This is a genomic window from Castellaniella sp. (genome assembly GCF_041677825.1).
In the GTDB taxonomy this organism is placed as follows: Bacteria; Pseudomonadota; Gammaproteobacteria; order Burkholderiales; family Burkholderiaceae_B; genus Castellaniella.
The window spans coordinates 25908-42529 of the sequence record NZ_JBAYPG010000018.1; the positions used below are offsets into that span (position 1 = coordinate 25908).

16 protein-coding genes are annotated in these 16622 nt (G+C 61.9%); 10 read left to right on the top strand and 6 right to left on the bottom strand.

What is annotated here, in order from left to right:
* Positions 1-9 precede the first annotated feature (9 nt).
* Positions 10-783, top strand: a complete 774-nt coding sequence (locus WCY17_RS08855) for an HpcH/HpaI aldolase/citrate lyase family protein (RefSeq protein ID WP_372701820.1) — start codon at positions 10-12, stop codon at positions 781-783.
* On the opposite strand, the gene WCY17_RS08860 is transcribed toward WCY17_RS08855, so the two are convergent.
* From WCY17_RS08860 to WCY17_RS08870, 3 genes are all read right to left on the bottom strand, one after another.
* On the bottom strand, positions 752-1234 hold the full coding sequence (locus WCY17_RS08860) for a thioesterase family protein (RefSeq protein WP_372701821.1): 483 nt from the start codon (positions 1232-1234) through the stop codon (positions 752-754). The two genes, WCY17_RS08855 and WCY17_RS08860, sit on opposite strands and share 32 nt — an antisense overlap.
* Positions 1235-1295: 61 nt before the next feature.
* The gene (locus tag WCY17_RS08865; protein WP_372701822.1) at positions 1296-1997 is read right to left on the bottom strand and encodes a TetR/AcrR family transcriptional regulator; all 702 of its coding nucleotides are present in this window, start codon (positions 1995-1997) and stop codon (positions 1296-1298) included.
* 29 nt (positions 1998-2026) lie between these two features.
* Entirely contained in the window at positions 2027-3397 is a 1371-nt protein-coding gene (locus tag WCY17_RS08870; protein ID WP_372701823.1) for an MmgE/PrpD family protein, read from the bottom strand.
* A gap of 172 nt (positions 3398-3569) precedes the next feature.
* Between WCY17_RS08870 and WCY17_RS08875 the strand changes: the two genes are divergently transcribed.
* The 8 genes from WCY17_RS08875 (at position 3570) to WCY17_RS08910 (ending at position 12512) form a co-directional block, all read left to right on the top strand.
* The gene (locus WCY17_RS08875) at positions 3570-4733 is read left to right on the top strand and encodes an iron-containing alcohol dehydrogenase (RefSeq protein ID WP_372701856.1); all 1164 of its coding nucleotides are present in this window, start codon (positions 3570-3572) and stop codon (positions 4731-4733) included.
* Positions 4734-4904: 171 nt separating this feature from the next.
* A complete protein-coding gene (locus WCY17_RS08880; RefSeq protein WP_372701857.1) occupies positions 4905-5840 on the top strand; it encodes a thiamine pyrophosphate-dependent dehydrogenase E1 component subunit alpha in 936 nt (311 codons plus the stop codon).
* The gene (locus tag WCY17_RS08885; protein ID WP_372701824.1) at positions 5833-6807 is read left to right on the top strand and encodes an alpha-ketoacid dehydrogenase subunit beta; all 975 of its coding nucleotides are present in this window, start codon (positions 5833-5835) and stop codon (positions 6805-6807) included. Before WCY17_RS08880 ends, WCY17_RS08885 begins: the two co-directional genes overlap by 8 nt.
* A gap of 22 nt (positions 6808-6829) precedes the next feature.
* Entirely contained in the window at positions 6830-7615 is a 786-nt protein-coding gene (locus tag WCY17_RS08890; protein WP_372701825.1) for an enoyl-CoA hydratase/isomerase family protein, read from the top strand.
* A gap of 28 nt (positions 7616-7643) precedes the next feature.
* On the top strand, positions 7644-8912 hold the full coding sequence (locus tag WCY17_RS08895; protein ID WP_372701826.1) for a dihydrolipoamide acetyltransferase family protein: 1269 nt from the start codon (positions 7644-7646) through the stop codon (positions 8910-8912).
* A gap of 26 nt (positions 8913-8938) precedes the next feature.
* Positions 8939-10111 (top strand): acyl-CoA dehydrogenase family protein, encoded by a 1173-nt coding sequence (locus tag WCY17_RS08900; RefSeq protein WP_372701827.1) that lies wholly within the window; start codon positions 8939-8941, stop codon positions 10109-10111.
* A gap of 48 nt (positions 10112-10159) precedes the next feature.
* A complete protein-coding gene (locus WCY17_RS08905) occupies positions 10160-11683 on the top strand; it encodes a long-chain-fatty-acid--CoA ligase (protein WP_372701828.1) in 1524 nt (507 codons plus the stop codon).
* Between the two features lie 52 nt (positions 11684-11735).
* Positions 11736-12512 carry an SDR family NAD(P)-dependent oxidoreductase gene (locus tag WCY17_RS08910; RefSeq protein ID WP_372701829.1) on the top strand — a complete coding sequence of 259 codons (777 nt, stop codon included), beginning with the start codon at positions 11736-11738 and terminating at the stop codon, positions 12510-12512.
* 5 nt (positions 12513-12517) lie between these two features.
* Here WCY17_RS08910 and WCY17_RS08915 read toward each other — a convergent pair whose 3' ends face one another.
* Positions 12518-13198, bottom strand: coding sequence for an aspartate/glutamate racemase family protein (locus tag WCY17_RS08915; protein WP_372701830.1), 681 nt, complete (start codon positions 13196-13198; stop codon positions 12518-12520).
* A gap of 126 nt (positions 13199-13324) precedes the next feature.
* On the opposite strand from WCY17_RS08915, the gene WCY17_RS08920 reads away from it, so the two are divergent.
* Positions 13325-14215 (top strand): dihydrodipicolinate synthase family protein, encoded by an 891-nt coding sequence (locus WCY17_RS08920; RefSeq protein WP_372701831.1) that lies wholly within the window; start codon positions 13325-13327, stop codon positions 14213-14215.
* Between the two features lie 127 nt (positions 14216-14342).
* Here WCY17_RS08920 and proX read toward each other — a convergent pair whose 3' ends face one another.
* Both proX and proW read right to left on the bottom strand, forming a co-directional pair.
* Positions 14343-15365, bottom strand: coding sequence for a glycine betaine/L-proline ABC transporter substrate-binding protein ProX (proX, locus tag WCY17_RS08925; protein ID WP_372701832.1), 1023 nt, complete (start codon positions 15363-15365; stop codon positions 14343-14345).
* A gap of 44 nt (positions 15366-15409) precedes the next feature.
* On the bottom strand, positions 15410-16609 hold the full coding sequence (gene proW / locus WCY17_RS08930) for a glycine betaine/L-proline ABC transporter permease ProW (protein ID WP_372701833.1): 1200 nt from the start codon (positions 16607-16609) through the stop codon (positions 15410-15412).
* Positions 16610-16622 lie beyond the last annotated feature (13 nt).

A 16622-nucleotide genomic window follows, 5' to 3' on the forward strand; every position in this document is an offset into this window, starting at 1 on the left:
GTGGGCGTCATGGTACAGAACGTGACATTGCGCCAGAGAATCCGTGACGGGTCGCTCCTGATGGGCAGTTTCGTGAAGACCCCGGCCTATCAGATCGTCGAGGTCATGGGGGCAGCAGGGCTGGATTTCCTGGCCATCGATGCCGAGCACGCGCCCTTTGGCCGCAAGGACATCGATGCCTGCATGCTGGCCGCGCGCGCCTGGGACATACCCGCCCTGGTGCGTCTTTCGGGAACCAGCGACGCTTCTGTCCTGGAAGTGCTGGATACGGGTGCAGCAGGGATCATTTCGGCCCACGCGCAGAGCGCCGCTGCGGTCAGGAAAGTGGTACGGGCCACCCGTTACAGGGACGGCAGCAGGGGGTTTTCAGCATCGCACCGGGCGGGCGGGTACGGTGGCGTTGGCATGGCCGAGTACATCGATCGATCCGACCGCAATACCGTCGTCATCTGTCAGATCGAGGATCGTGCCGGCGTCGAGCAGATTGAGGATATCGTGACCGTAGACGAGGTGGACTGCCTGTTCCTGGGCATGGCCGACCTGGCCGTGTCACTGGGCGTCGATGGCGTGATGCATGAAAAGGTACAGGAGGCCGTCAAGGTCGTGACATCCGTCTGTCGACAGGCCCACAGAACGGTCGGCATGTTCCTGCCCGACATGCGCCAGCTGGCGTATTACAAGGATCTCGGCGTTCGATTGTTCATCATCGGTTCCGACCAGTCGGTCCTGCGCGGCACCCTCGGTGCCCGCATCAAGGATTTCCGGAGCGCGACGGCCGTCTGATGCCCATCGGCCGGCCCGCGTGCTTCGGCCAGGCATCGCGTGGCAATTGGCCATATTCGTCCAGCCGCTGGTTGACGGCCTCGGGCAGCCTGGTCGGCCGCCTGGTGGTGGTCGACATGGCCATGAACAGCTGTTCGCCTGTGGCCACCAGGGTGTCATCGGCGCGATACATGGAAAAGAACGCGTGTATGCGCTTCGCATCGCGGTCAAGGATATCCAGCATCACTCGCAGAGGCTCGCCCTGATGGACTTCGGCCACATAACAGATGTGCGATTCGAGCGTGAACAGTGTGCATTGCAGCGCCGCGCGCCCGGGGGCGTCGAGGCCGATCGTGTCCATCATGAGGTTGGATGCGGTGCAGAACACGTGGCCGTATTCAGCGTCATTCATGTGGCCGTTGTAGTCGACCCACTCGGCAGCGACTTCGGTGTGCAAGAGGAGGTGGCTCATGGGGATACCTGCAAGGTGAGGGCGTTGTGCCAGCGCATGGCGCCCGAGGCATGACCGCGCTTCATCGTTTTTCAGGCTCGCAGCTTGTTTTGCGGGCACCTTCCAGGCCGAAGCGCACGAATTTCATGTAGGTCTTGACGACATCCTTGGGCAACAGGTGCTGTGCGTCTTCATCGTTCATGTAACGCTGGGACAGGTACGTGCGGGTCGCCATGAGGATATATGCGATGGTTTCCAGTTCGCTGTCGGAATATCCCGGGAATTCGCCATTTTGCGCCGAACGACGCAGAAACCGGATGTAGCGTCGCGACACCATGTCGAGGTGTGCGGCGTGCGCCTTGGGGGCGAAGCTTTCGGCCTCGTTCAGGATCCTGAAGAAATGCGGCTCGCGGTCGATGAACTCGAAGAATGCCTCGAAGCTGCGTTCTTCGAGTTCGGCGAAATTGTGCCCACCGATCGAGCGCTCGCGAATGTACTCGAGCATGTTCTTGCCCATGCGTGGCAGCAGCTCATCGAGGATCGCCTGGCGCGTGTCGAAATAATTGTAGAACGTCCCCATGGCCACGTTGGCCAACTGGGTGATCTTGGCAATCGAGGCGGCCGCATACCCTTCTTCACCCACCAGTTTCGTGGCCGCCCACAGAAGGTTGCTGCGCACCAGCTCGGATTTTTCCTTGCGGTTGCGCCCTGCTCGCCACTGGTTGGGGGGGCGCTTTCTCCCGCTGTGAGATGGGGTTCTGGGCTGGAGATTGCGGACGGCCACGATGATGATTGAATTTGAGCGTCAGGAGGTCAGCGTCTTGCGCCTGGCAGGCCACCGAAGCATGCCAGCAGGTCGCTGATCGGGTGTTGATCAGGTGCATCGACAAATGCTTCAAGTTTCTGGTACAGCGCTTCTGGCAGCGAGGTTTCACTGCCTACGCGGCGTATCAGGCTGGCGACCTGCTGTCGATTATAGGCGTAATCATTCACTGTCATCATCTGGCGGTGTTCGAGGTCGGGCTGGCCGTTGATCTTCAGACCGATGACACAGCACAGTTTGTCCACGGACTCATCGGAAAGCAGATCGATGCGTTCCATCAGGGCGGCCACGGCCGGGTCGTCATAAGAGGTCATTCTGTGCATGTCCGGCTCACCGTACAGCAGCGTATTGGCAATGCAGAAAGGAATGCTCATCAAGGTGCCGGAAATCGAGTTGAATGGACCCCGGGCATCCATGCCAGCATAGCCGGTTTCGTACGGATTCATGCTGACGCTGACCTTCTGCACGCTGTCGGACTCGAGGCCTTTGTCGAGCAGGGTCTGCCTGAGCGCCAGTGCGGCAATGACGGGGGTCTGGTTGAATGCGCATACTGGATAGGGTTTGAAGGTGACTCGCAGAATGGACCATTCCTTGCCCAGCCGGGCCGCGAGCGCATCGACATCGCAATCGACGCGTGCCAGTGCCCTGACAAGCCCCGCCCTCCCTTCGAATGCGTGAGGCGCCGCGACGGAACCGGCGCGGGCGAGCTGCGTGGCGGTGTAGCCGGTTTGACCGACCACCCCGACCTGATAGCGCCACTCGTCGGTGCCGTCTGCGAATGACTGCAGCAGGCCCCCCGAGAAAGAGGCGGCATTGGACAGGGCCGCTTCGATCCGATCGACCGGAAGCCGGAGCAGGCGTGCCGATGCGGCCGCCGCGGCAATTGTGCCGTATACCGTGGATGAACGCAGCCCGGCCGGGGTGGTGTACTGCGCGTATCCTTGTTCCAGCAGACCACCGGCTTCGTAACCGGCGACCAGGGCCGGGATCAGGTCAGCGGTACTGTCATGCCCGGCTTCGATCATGGCGGTCAGCAAGGGGATCATGATGGCGCCCAGGTGGGCGGCACCACAGGTGTCTTCCTGGGCACGGCCGTGGAACAGCGCGCTGTTGGCCAGGGCAGCACCGGCCACGGATGTCCTGCGCCCATCACCCAGCAGCGTGGCGCCGTTATTGTCCCAGATGCCGTTCATTGCAACAGCGGCCTGCCGGGCGACCGGGGCATAGGGGGTGTTGTGGCAGCCCATGCCGATGCCATAGCCGTTGAGCAGGCAGGCCTTTGCCTTTTCCACCACCTCGGCAGGGAGGTTGTCGGGCTCGATCTGCTCGATGAACCTGGCAATGATTCGACTCAATCCCATCGTTGTGTCTCCTGGTCAGTTGTTCTATTATGAATAGTGAAGCATGATTCATTTTGATGCTACACTTCGCTTCACAATAGTGCAATAGCGTCGATGTATGGCCGCACCACGCGTGTCGGGCGTACTGCAGACGGCTTGCGGATGCACAACCAGGAGGCATTTCATGGCGTACATGCAGGGTCGGTATGATTTCCTTGATCAAGACAGTGTCGTTTTTGGCATACCAGTCGCACAGGCAATAGCAGATGTGGTGGCCAGTCAGAATGCCCAGCGTGTCTTTCTGATCGCCAGCAAGACGCTCAGCCGGCAAACGGGCGTGGTCGACCAGATACAGGCTGCACTGAAATCCCGTTACGCAGGGCGTTTCGACGAGTGCGTCGCGCACGTACCCATCGACAGCGTCCTGAAGGCAGCGGCTGCGGTTCGCCAGGCGCAGCCCGATCTTCTGGTCACGGTGGGCGGCGGCACGCCTATCGATACCGCCAAGATCCTGCAGATCTGCCTGGCAGAGAACATCACCACGGCCAAGGCATTGCTGGATTTCCGCATTCGCGTCAATGAAGACGGTGCGCGTGTCGTTCCACGGGTGGCGCCTTCGCCCGTACGGCAGATCGCCGCGCCTACGACACTCTCGGGTGCCGAATTCAGCCACCTGGGTGGGTGTTCGGATCCAGACCGCGCCGTCAAGGATCTCTATTCATCGCCGGACATCGGCGCCCGGGTGGTGATCCTGGATCCGGCCATCACCGTGCATACGCCAGACTGGCTTTGGTTTTCCACGGGGATACGAGCGGTGGACCATGCAGTGGAAACCGTCTGCTCCCGCCATCCACAGCCCTTCACTGACGCGACCTGTCTGCATGGTTTGGCCATGCTGGCGACTTCGCTCAGGGCGAGTCGTGCCGATGCCGCTGATCAGGGCAGCCGGCTTGACAGCCAGTTGGGTGTCTGGCTCGCGTCCACGGGTCTGGGGCGTATCGATTGGGGGGCCAGCCATGGCATCGGCCATCAGCTTGGGGCGGTGGCTGGCGTGCCGCATGGCTATACCTCGTGCGTCATGCTGCACAACGTCCTGCGCTTCAATCATGGCGTCAATGCCGATCGCCAGCAACTGATCAGCACAGCCCTGGGGGACGCGGGTCGCGATGCAGCCGACTTGATCGAAGCGCTAGTGCGTGATCTGGGGCTGCCCACCCGCCTGAAGGACGTCGGGGTGGGGCGCGAGCATTTCGAGGCCATTGCAAACGGTGCCATGCAGAACATGATGGTACGCAGCAACCCCCGCCCCATCGATCGTCCTGGCGACGTCATTCAGATCCTGGAGCAATCCCTTTGACCCGATGGCCAGGAATACACGCAGCAGGAGTGCCATTTTTACCGTATCGACTTGCATGAGGACTGGAGGCCATTCGTGACGAAGCAGTCAGCTACAGAAAAAGACAAGCCCGTGGAAAAAGACAAGCCCGTGGCGTACGCTGCGGCAGATCTTCTCGATCTCTATCGGAGAATGATCACCATCCGCATTGTCGAGACACAACTGAGCCGTTTGTTTGCGGATGGCGAAGTACCGGGCTTCATTCACCTGAGCGTGGGCCAGGAGGCGGTTGCAGCGGGCCTGGGCGGGGTTCTGCGCGCCACGGATACGGTCGCTTCCACGCATCGAGGTCATGGGCATGCCCTGGCCAAGGGCATTTCTCTGGATGACTTCTTTTTCGAGCTCATGGCGCGTGACGAGGGGATCTGCCGGGGTCGGGGGGGCTCCATGCACGTGGCCAATCTGTCCATCGGCATGCTGGGCGCCAATGCCATTGTGGGGGCGAGCGTGCCGATTGCCCTGGGCAGCGCCCTGTCGCATCAGGTCGCGGGCAGCGATGCGATCGCCGTAGCCTTTTTCGGTGACGGCGCCATGGCTGAAGGCGTGCTGCACGAATCCCTGAATATGGCGGCGCTGTGGCAGCTGCCGTTGCTGTTCGTCTGTGAAAACAATGGTTGGGCCGAATTCTCGCCCACGGCAGAGCAGTTTGTGGCCGACCTGAAGAATCTCGCCAACGCGTTCGGGATTCCGCATGCCAAGGTCAATGGCAACCAGGTGCTCGAGGTCGAGCAGGCTGGCCAGCAGGCGGTGGCCGCCATACGCGCGGGTCAGGGCCCTTATGTGCTCGAATGCATGACGCATCGCTGGCGCGGCCACTACGAAGGCGACCCGCAGAAATACCGGGACGCCTCCGAGCTTGAACTTCTGGGTGATCATGACCCCGTCATGCTGTTCCAGCGGGTGCTGCGTGAATATGGTATCCCTGACGAAGAGATCGAGCAGATGCGTGTTGCGGTGCATGCCCAGGTCGAGGGCGCCGTCGAGCGCGCCCGCCAGGGCACATTGCCCGTCTGGGCCGATGCCTGTCGCGATGTCTATGCTCACACGATCGAGGTGCGCCATGGCTGAGCTGCGTTTTGGCCATGCCATCAACCGGGCTCTGGAAGAGTCCATGCGCGCCGATGAGCGCGTCATTCTTCTGGGCGAAGATATCGCTGCGGCTGGCGGGCCTTTTGGTGTCACTCGTGGGCTGCTTGACAAGTTCGGCAAATTGCGGGTACGTGATACGCCGATTTCCGAGGCGTCCATGGCTGCGGCGGCGGTGGGTGCTGCGCTCTCGGGCGCCAGGCCGGTGCTCGAAATCATGTTCATGGATTTCATGACGCTGGCGATGGACGGGATCGTCAATCAGGCGGCCAAGGCCCATTACATGTTCGGGGCCCAGGGTTCCGTGCCTTTGGTGGTGCGTACCCCGCATGGGGGCGGCATCAGCGCAGGGCCGCAGCATTCACAGTGTCTGGAAGCCTGGTTTGCGCACGTCCCTGGTCTCAAGGTGGTCTGCCCGTCCAGCCCGGCCGATGCCTACGGTTTGCTCAAGAGCGCCATTGCCGATCCCGATCCGGTCATTTTTGTCGAGAACAAGGCACTGTACGCCATGAAGGGCGAGGTGCCCAATGAGCCCTTTTCCCTGCCATTGGGCAAGGCTCACCCGCTGCGTGCGGGTACGGATGTGTCCATTGTCACTTACGGGGCCATGGTCCACCAGGCCGCCCGAGCAGCTGATCAGCTTGCTTCGCAGGGGGTCTCGGCCGAAATCATCGATCTGCGCAGCCTGCAGCCCTGGGATGAGGGTGCCGTGCTCGAATCGCTGGCGAAAACGCATCGTCTGGTCATTGCCCATGAAGCGGTCGAGGCATTTGGCGTGGGTGCCGAAGTCGCGGCCCGCATGGCAGACATCGGTTTCGATGAACTCGATGCCCCGATCGTGCGTGTGGGCGCCCCGTTCGTTCCGGTTCCGTTTGCACCATCACTCGAGAAAATCTATCGGCCTGACGCCGAACAAATCATCCAGGCCGTCCAGCGCGTGATGGCCTGATCCCTGTCTCTGGAGGAAGAAAATGAGTCAACCGGCCATATTGCAGGAAATCCGCGGACATGTCGCTATCCTCACCGTGAATCGGCCAGAAGTCCACAATGCCCTGAACGCCGAAACCATGCTCGCCTTTGAGCGGGCATTCATGGATTTTGAGGGCAATGCGCAGGTGCGTGCCATCGTCATCACGGGGGCAGGCGAAAAATCCTTTATTGCCGGAGGTGATCTGGCCGAGATGGCGACTCGCGAGGCCTTGCCGCACTACTTTGAATTTGCCGAAGACATCCACCGTATCTTTCGCCGGGTCGAAGCATGCGACAAGCCCACCATTGCGGCCGTCAATGGCTGGGCACTGGGCGGGGGCACCGAATTGCTGCTGTGCACTGACATCCGCATGCTGGCTGACAACGCCGTGATGGCGTTGCCGGAAATCGGGCTGGGCCTGTTCCCCGGCGCCGGTGGCACGCAACGCGCCATCCGTCAGTTGGCGCCGTGCGTGGCACGTGAGCTGATGTTCACGGGCGAGCGCATCGATGCGCACGAGGCGGTTCGCATCGGGCTGGCCAATCGCGTAGTGCCTCGGGGCGACCTGATGAAAGAGGCCTTGTCGCTGGCCGACAGGATTGCAGCCAAATCTCCTGTAGTCATGAAATTGCTCAAGCGCACTCTGGTCGAAGGTGGCGAGATGCCCCTGCGCAGTGCGCTTGCGCACGAACAGGCGATGATCAGCCTGGTATTCGATACCAAAGATGCGCATGAAGGCATGCAGGCGTTTCTCGAGAAACGCAGTGCCAAATTCAGTGGAAATTAAGGTGATGTCACAAAGCGCGGATATTCTGATGCCCAAGCTGGGCCTGACGATGACCGAAGGCCTGCTTTTGGAGTGGCTGGTCGATGCCGGCTCCAGGGTGGCCGCAGGGGATGTGCTGTTCGTGGTCGAGACCGACAAGGTCGCAAACGAGATCACCAGCACGCAGGCAGGTGAAATAGCCGAAATTCTGGTGGCCCAGGGCGAGACCGTACCTGTGGGCACCGTGGTCGGCCGGTGGTGTACGGATGCAGATGAGCCACAGACGGCTGCCGGGCAGACGTCCGATGCCGGGGAGGCGGCATCGGGGCATTCGCCTGCGACTGATCTGCATCAGGTCGAGCCGGTACAGCCAGACGTCGAAGAGGCCCGGGTTCCCGTCGATGTGCCGGCCCGTTTGCGGGCCACGCCACTGGCGCGGCGCCTGGCAGCCGAGCACGATGTGGATCTGCATACCGTGCCGGGTACGGGGCCGCGGGGCCGCATCAAGGCGCAGGATGTGCGCATGGCTGTGGCCACAGACCCCAGCGATCTGGCTGTTTCCTGTGCTGCTGAGGTATCAGGGCCGCAGGGCGGCGCGGCTTCGATTTCAGCGGATGCCGGGCGCTCGGGCACGCGCACCGCTGCCCACGGCCGGATCCGGACCATGGCCCGGCGTCTGGTCCAGGCCAAGCAGGATATCCCGCATTTCTACCTGTTTGTCGAAGCCGAGGTGTCACAACTGCTGGTGCTGCGCCAGCAACTCATCGAGGCCGGTTTCGCGCCTCGACCGACCATCAATCATTTCCTGATCGCCGCTGTGGCGCATGCCCTGCTGCGGCATCCCGAACAGAACCGGATCTGGGACGATGACGGCATCATTGCATTCGACACACCCGATGTCGGTGTCGCGGTCACGACAGAGCAAGGGCTGATGGCGCCCGTTCTTCATGGCTTGTCGGGGGCCGCGCTGGATGGGTTGGCGGCTCGCGCCAATGCCCTGGTCGAGCGTGCCCGCAATGGTCGCTGCGCGGCTGATGACCTGCATGGCGGCGCCATCACGCTATCCAATGCAGGCATGCTTGGGGCCACCTACATGGCACCCATCATCAATCCGCCCCAGTCTGCAATTCTCGGGGTGGGGGCCGTACGGCCCGTTTTCCGGCCAGATGCCCAGGGTCAGCCCGTTCTGTGTCAGGAATTGGGCCTGACGCTGGCTGCCGACCACCGTCTGCACGACGGGGCAAGTGGCATGCGTTTTCTGAAGGCGGTCGTCGATCTGCTGCAAACCCCCCACCAATTACTGCGTACCTTGCCTTGAGCCGCTGTCAACCAGGAAACATGCACATGGATTTCAATTTGAGTGAAGAGCAGACGTTGATCGTGGAAACGGCCGAACGGATCGGGCGTGAGTTCGGGCCTCAGTATTGGGCTGACCTGGATCGGCAGCAGGCATTCCCGGCAGAGTGCTGGCAGGCCATCTGCGATGCGGGTCTTGCGGGCGCGGCGTTGCCCGAGGCGTATGGCGGCGCGGGTCAGGGCATGACCGAAGTGGCGCTGATCGTCGAGGCGCTGGCCGCAGGTGGGGGTGGGGCCACGCTTGGCCAATTGTTCATGACCAATCCGATATTCGGCGGCGTGTCCATTTCGAAGTTCGGCAGTGCCGAAATGAAGCAGGCCCTGTTGCCGCGTCTCATCCGGGGAGACATGCATTTCTGCATGGCGCTGACGGAACCCGATAGCGGCACCAATACACTGGCCATGAAATCATTTGCCCGGCCTGATGGCGACGGCTGGCGGCTCAAGGGGCAGAAGATCTGGATCACCATGGTCGAAGCCGCGCAGAAGATGCTGGTGGTGGCCCGCACCCGAAAGCCCGACGAAGTGGCACGCCGCTCCGAAGGGATTTCGATGTTCATGATCGATATCGATCGTGAGGGCCTGAGCCACACGGCCATCGACAAGGTGGGCACGCGCACCTTGAGTGCCAGCTCGGTTTTTTTTGATGATGTGCGCATCGAACCCGAAGAACTGGTGGGCACCCTGCATCATGGGTTCCAGGAGTTGCTCGATGTGCTCAATACCGAACGCATCGTGACCACCGCCTGCATGGTGGGTGCCGGGCGCCTGGCCATGAGGCTGGCGCTGGATTATGCCGGCCAGCGCAAGGTCTTTGGCGACCGGCCAATTTCTGCCTATCAGGGCTTGCAGTTTCCGTTGGCGCAGGCGCATGCAGAACTGGAATGCGCCAGGCTGATGAACCTGCAGTCCGCATGGCGTTGCGACAATGGCTTGCCCTATGGCTCGCAGGCCAATGTGGCCAAGCTGATCGGTTCTCAGGCTGCCACTCATGCCATTGAACGCAGCATGCAGACGATGGGCGGCATGGGGTTTTCCAAGGAATTCCACGTCGAACGGCTGTGGCGGGATGCCCGTCTGTTCAAATTCGCGCCCATCTCCGAGGAAATGGTCCTGAACTACATCGCCATACACGATCTCGGTATGCCGCGCTCATATTGATGCAAGGCGGACTGCTCGAACCGATTTCTGAACCAGAGGTGATTCCTGATGATGAACTTGACTGCCGGTGTTGATTTTCACAGATTGCGCACACCCGACAAGGTCGCCATTGTGTACCAGGGCCAGGGCATCCGCTATGGCGATTTTCATGGGCGCATCATGAAGATGGCCGGGTATCTGCAGGCCCGGGGGCTGAAGCAGGGTGATGTCATTGCGCTGTTCATGAAGAACAGCCCGGCATTTCTGGAAATCTCATTTGCCGTCAGTGCCATCGGCGCGGTGTTTCTGCCCATCAACTACCGGCTGGCACCCGCTGAGGCCACGTTCATCCTCGAGAATTCCAGCGCCAGGCTTCTGTTCGTGGATGAAGAGTTCGAGCAGATTGCTGCGCTGCCGTTCGATCGTGTCGTCGTGGATGCGGCGATGCAGGCCGACGTCTGCGCCCATCATGCCGTAGCACAGGCGGTACCGGGCGAGGTCTGCGTGGCCCGACCGGACGACCTGGTCAGGCTGATGTACACCTCGGGCACGACATCACACCCCAAGGGCGTGATGCATACGTATTCGAACATGCACTGGAAGTCCGTGGACCATATCATTGCGCTGCCGCTCACCGGGGATGACACATTGCTGTCGGTGGGGCCCCTCTACCACGTCGGCGCCTTCGATCTGCCTGGGGTGGCGATTTTCGAAGTGGGGGGCACCATGTGTCTGCTGCGCGAATTCAACGCGCTCGAGGTGCTGAAGGCCATACAGGCACACCGGGTCACCTGTGGCTGGATGGCTCCGGTGATGCTCAGCCGGGTGCTGGCCGAGCCTTCGGCTGTCGAGCACGACCTGTCTTCCTTTCGCTGGTGCATTGCAGGGGGCGAAAAGACGCCCGATACGCGCATTCGCGACTTTACACGCGTATTCACCCAGGGGCGTTTCATCGACGGCTACGGGATGACCGAAACCTGCAGTGGCGATACGCTCATGGAGCCCGGCAAGGAAATCGAAAAAATCGGCTCCACGGGTCGCGCCCTGGCGCATGTGCAGATCCGGATCATGGACGGGCAGGGCAATGCCCTGCCTGCGGATACCCTGGGCGAGATCTGTATCCGTGGGCCGAAGGTGACCAGGGGGTACTGGAACGATCCGCAGAAAACGGCCGAGAGCTTCTTTGGCGACTGGTTGCGCAGTGGAGACGTCGGATATCTGGATGAGGATGGTTTTCTCTTCGTCACCGACCGCAGCAAGGACATGATCCTGACAGGCGCAGAAAATGTGGCTTCACTCGAAGTAGAAGACGTGATCTTCAAGCTCAAGAAAATCACTGACGCTGCGGTGGTGGGGGTGCCCGACGCCCAGTGGGGCGAGCGCGTCGTGGCCGTGGTTGTTCTGGCGCCCGGCGAGTCACTCACACTGGACGAACTCGCGGCTCACTGTGCCCAGTACCTGGCTTCTTTCAAGGTACCCAGGGCGCTGTATCTGGTGGATGAACTGCCGCGCAACCCGTCGGGCAAGGTGCTCAAGCGGGTGGTCCGCGACAACTTGCAGGCACTTTCCTGGCGTCAGACAATCAGCCAATGAATGGCCTGCGGACACATTCTTTGAATCGTTTACATCAGATTGGGGGTTTGGCATGGCTTCAGAAAAAGCAAGAATCGTCGTGATCACTGGTGGCGCCAGTGGCATAGGCGCAGCATGTGCGCAGTGCATCCAGCGTGAAGGCTGGCTGCCCGTGGTGGCCGATCTCAATTTCGAGCAGGCCCAGGTGGTGGCGGAGCAGGTGGGTGGCCATGCCATCGCGCTGGACGTGGGTGACGAAAACAGCGTCGAGGCTGCAGCGGCGCGCACCGAGGCCGAGATCGGGCCCGTCTGGGGGCTTGTCAATAGTGCCGGCATCGCACAGGCCCCACAAAGGCCCCACGACTTTCCGCTGCATGACTGGGATCGTATCCAGCGCATCGACTTGCGCGGTACATACCTCACTTGCCTGGCTTTTTCCAGGGCCATGCTCGAGCGCTCTTCCGGTGCCATCGTCAATATTTCTTCGATTGCCGGTGCGCATTCCATGCCCCTGCATTCTTATTCGCCGGCCAAGGCGGCCATCATCAACATGACGCAATGCCTGGCCACCGAGTGGGGGCCGTCCGGTATTCGCGTCAATTCCGTGGCGCCGGGCTATACCCTGACCCCATTGCTGCAGGATCAGATCGACCGGGGCCTGCGGCAGGTCGATGGGGCCTTGCAGAACACACCACTGGGGGGGTTGGTCCGACCCGAGCAGATCGCCGAAGCGGTGCTGTTCCTGTTGTCCGATCGGGCCAGTGCCATTACGGGCGTGAATCTGCCCGTGGATGGCGGCTGGTCGGTGGGCACGACCTGGGATATGTATGGCGGGTTGCGTGGCCGTTGAACCGTTTATTTGCCCAGCAGCATCGCCTTGATCTTGCCGACCGCACTGTCGGGTGTCGTGTAGACGACCCGTCCTGCGACAGGCTCGATCCGTGCTGCGGCCCGAGCCAGTGAGAACTGGCACAGAATCAGTGCGTCCACATCGCGCAGTGTTTCGGCAGCACGTGCCACGATGGCGTCATGCTCATCGGGCCGGCCTTGCTTCAGGGCTTCAAGTGCGCCTTCGGCGACAGCCGGACAGATGGTGATGCGCTGCCCGCCGGCATGGGCCATTGTTTCCAGCTCGTGCGTGAGCGGTGGCAGACTGTTCTTGAAACTCACGATCAGGCCGATCCGGTTGCCCTGCTTCAGGGCCTCTTCAAAGGCGGCTTCATTGGGTCGCAATACGGGGATCGCGACAGCCTGCTTGACCTGATCGATGGCCGGCCCGAACGCGGAGCAGGTGAACAGGATGGCGTCGGTCATGTGATCATGGGCGCCGGTGGATTCCGCATAACGCCCGAGTGTCAGAAACCGGTCCATCATGCGTGAGGTGATCTGGCCTTCGGCTGCCAGATCGCTGGCCAGTGAGTCATCGAGCAGGTTGTGGATGTCTGCCTCGGGCCAGCGACGGGCAAAGGCGTCCCATGCGGGCTGCTGGGACTCGGTCAAGGCATGGATCAGCATGATGCGATGATGGTTTTTCATGGGCTAGTCGATAATAATGGTATGAGGTGTGCGTGGAAAGAAGATAACATGACGGTACGCGCGCCACGCCATCCTGGCCATGCCAAAGCGTGTTTTTACATTGACCTGACCAGACCCCCAGACACCATGTTTTCCGGACTCAGTGCTTTTCCCTTGACCCCGCTGTCTGAAACGGCCCTCGACGAAGCCGCGTTTATCCGCCTGATCCAGCGCCTCGTGGCGGCCGGGGTCGACTCCATCTGTGCCCTGGGCTCCACGGGCAGCTATGCCTACCTCACAAGGGCCGAACGTGCGCGCATCGCCCGCCTGGCCGTCGAGCACGCGGGGCCGGTACCTGTCATGGTGGGGGTCGGGGCGCTGCGCACGCGCGAGGTGCTCGATCTGGTGCATGATGCGCAGCTGGCGGGCGTGCAGGGGGTGCTGCTGGCCCCGGTGTCGTACCAGCCACTGCGCTCCGAAGAAGTCTACGGGCTGTACGAAGCGGTATCGGGTGCCCTGTCAGTGCCGCTGTGCGTCTACGACAATCCACGGACCACGCATTTTGAATTTTCCGATGAACTGCATGGCCGCATTGCGCAATTGCCCCACGTGGCGTCCATCAAGATCCCTCCCGTATCGGCCGATCTCGATGTGGCCCGCCAGCGGGTCGCGCATCTGCGCGCCGGTATCCCTGCGCACGTCAGCATAGGCATCAGCGGGGATGCATCTGCGGCCTGTGGCCTGCTGGCGGGCTGCGAGGCCTGGTACTCGGTGATTGGCGGGCTGTTTCCCGAGGTGGCGCTGGCCATTACGCGCGCCGCTCTGGGCGGGGATGCGCAGCTGGCTCTGCATCATTCGGGGCAACTGGCGCCTTTGTGGGCGCTGTATGCCCAGTATGGCAGTGTGCGCGTGGTGGCGGGTGCGGCCGAAATCCTCGGTCTGGCCCCTGCGGGCTGCCTGCCCTTGCCGCTTCAACCCTTGCCGCCCGGCGTGCAGCGCCATCTGGAGACCGTGCTGGCCGACCTGGCGCTGCGCTGAACGCCCGGCCAGCACTGCGCTGAACGCCCGGCCAGCACTGCGCTGAACGCCTGGCCAGTATCCGGCCCGGGCGTGGATGGTTACCGCGCCCGGCCCGCGCCAGTTGCCGTGGGCCGGGGCGACGGGCCTACCTGGCCGCGGCCAGGGCGTCGTTCACCCACTGATCGAACTCTTTTTCGTGGGCCTTGATCCAGCCTTTCACGTGTTTTTCGACATCAGCCGGCGATTTGGCGCCATCTTCCATGGCCTGGTTCTGTGCGTTGATGTCGGCGATAGGAATGGCAACCTCCTCGAAGAACGTCTTCGCGGCCGGGTTCTTTTCGATGAAGTCGCGGTTGGCCACGATGCGCTGGGTGTTCACCAGCCAGCCGTAATCCTTGCCATTGGGCAACTTGGTATTCTGCTCTTTCTGGTCCTCGGGCTGTGAGGAAAATGGCACTTCAAGGAACACCACGTCCTTGCCGGGCTTGAGCACGTTGCTGATCCAGAACGGTGTCCAGGTGTAGTACAGGATGGGCTTGCCCTGCTTGTAGCGGGTCATGGTGTCGGCCATGAGCGCCGTGTAGCTGCCCTGGTCATGGCTGATCCAGTCGCGCAGGCCGTAGGCATCCAGGTGGTGCTCGATGATGCGCTCGCAGCCCCAGCCCGGGTTGCAGCCCGTCATGTTGGCCTTGCCGTCGCCGTCGGTGTCGAACAGCGCGGCGATTTTCGGATCCTTGAGCTGCTCGATGTTGGTGATGCCGTATTCATCAGCTGTTTTCTTGTCGATCAGATAGCCCTGCAGCGAGTTCTTCACGAAAGTGTTGTCGCGCCAGAGTTTCGCGTCTCCGCCCGAATTTTCATAGAAGTCGTTTTGCAGTGGATCCCAATGTACCGGAAAGAACGTGGCATCGCCGTTGGCGACGGCCAGATGCGCGGTGGGAATATCGACCTCGAGGATGGGCTGTACGTCATAGCCCAGGCGCTTGAGGCCTTCCATCACGATTTCCGTCTGGAAATTTTCTTCGGCGATATTGCTCTTGGCTGCGGCGACCTTGATGCCCGTGCCAGGCAGATCGGCAGCGCTGGCCGGCATGGCCGTGATGGCCAGTGCCAGGCCGAAGGCCGCCAGCAACGCGTGTGGCTTTGCAGTTCGGGTGTCATGGGGCATAGTATGGCTCCTGTTGAGGATATTGAAATGCACCAGCCGGATCCTCACTTCGTGGGCTGGTGTTCGGAGTGGGCGACAGATTCGCTGGTGCCCGTCGCATGGCGCCCGGCTGTCAGGCGCCAGACGATGCCTGCGGGCCCGCTCATGTACCAGCGCTGATGCGGGTTGCGCCTGGGCTGGCCCATGGTCTGGGTGATCCGGTCCAGTACGATGGCCAGGATCACGATGCCCATGCCGCCCACGGCGGCCAGTCCCATGTCCAGGCGGCCGATGCCGCGCAGGACCATCAGGCCCAGGCCGCCCACGGCAATCATGGAGGCGATCACCACCATCGACAGCGACAGCATGAGTGACTGGTTGATGCCGGCCATGATGGACGGCATGGCCAGGGGCAGCTGGACCTTGCGCAGCAGCTGCCATGGCGAGGCGCCATAGGATGTCGCCGCTTCGATAAGGTCCGGACGGACCTGGCGGATGCCCAGATTGGTCAGGCGCACCAGCGGCGGCAGCGCAAAAATGATGGTGACGATGACCCCGGGTACGTTGCCGATGCCGAACAGCATCACCACCGGCACCAGATAGACAAAGGCCGGCGTGGTCTGCATGGCATCCAGTACCGGGCGAAAGAAGCGCTCTGCGGTATCACTGCGCGCCAGCCAGATGCCCAGTGGCAATCCGAGGATGACGCAAAACACCAGCGAGGTGAGCACCAGGGACAGGGTGATCATGGACGCCTGCCAGACACCGAGCACCACCACCAGCAGCAGCGACAGCAGGGTGGCCAGGCCCAGAAGCCGGCCTGCCAGTTGCCAGGCGATCAGCGACAGAATGGCGATCATGACGGGCGCTGGCGGATATTGCAGTGCCGCATCCACGTGGCCGAGCAGTACGTCCACCGGCTGGCGCAAGGCCTGGAAGAAGGCGCGAAAGTGCAGCACGATCCAGCCCAGGGCCTGGTTGATCCAGTCTTGCACGGGCAGCGTGCCGTCCCACAGTTGCTGCAACGACAGCCCATGGTCGGCGGCAACGCCCTGCAGCGCATCGCTGCCGCCCGTGGTATCCGTGCCGCCCAGCCATGTGCTGGTCGTGCCGACGGCATCCGACCCCTGCGAAGCGGCGTCGCCACCACTCATTGCAGACCAGGGGTCGGCATCGGCATTGCCGGCACTGGCCGGTACGGTACTGCCATCATCAGGGCTGCTCATGGCAGCCCACGGATCATCCGGGGTGTTGTTCTCGTCCATTATCGGGTTCCTT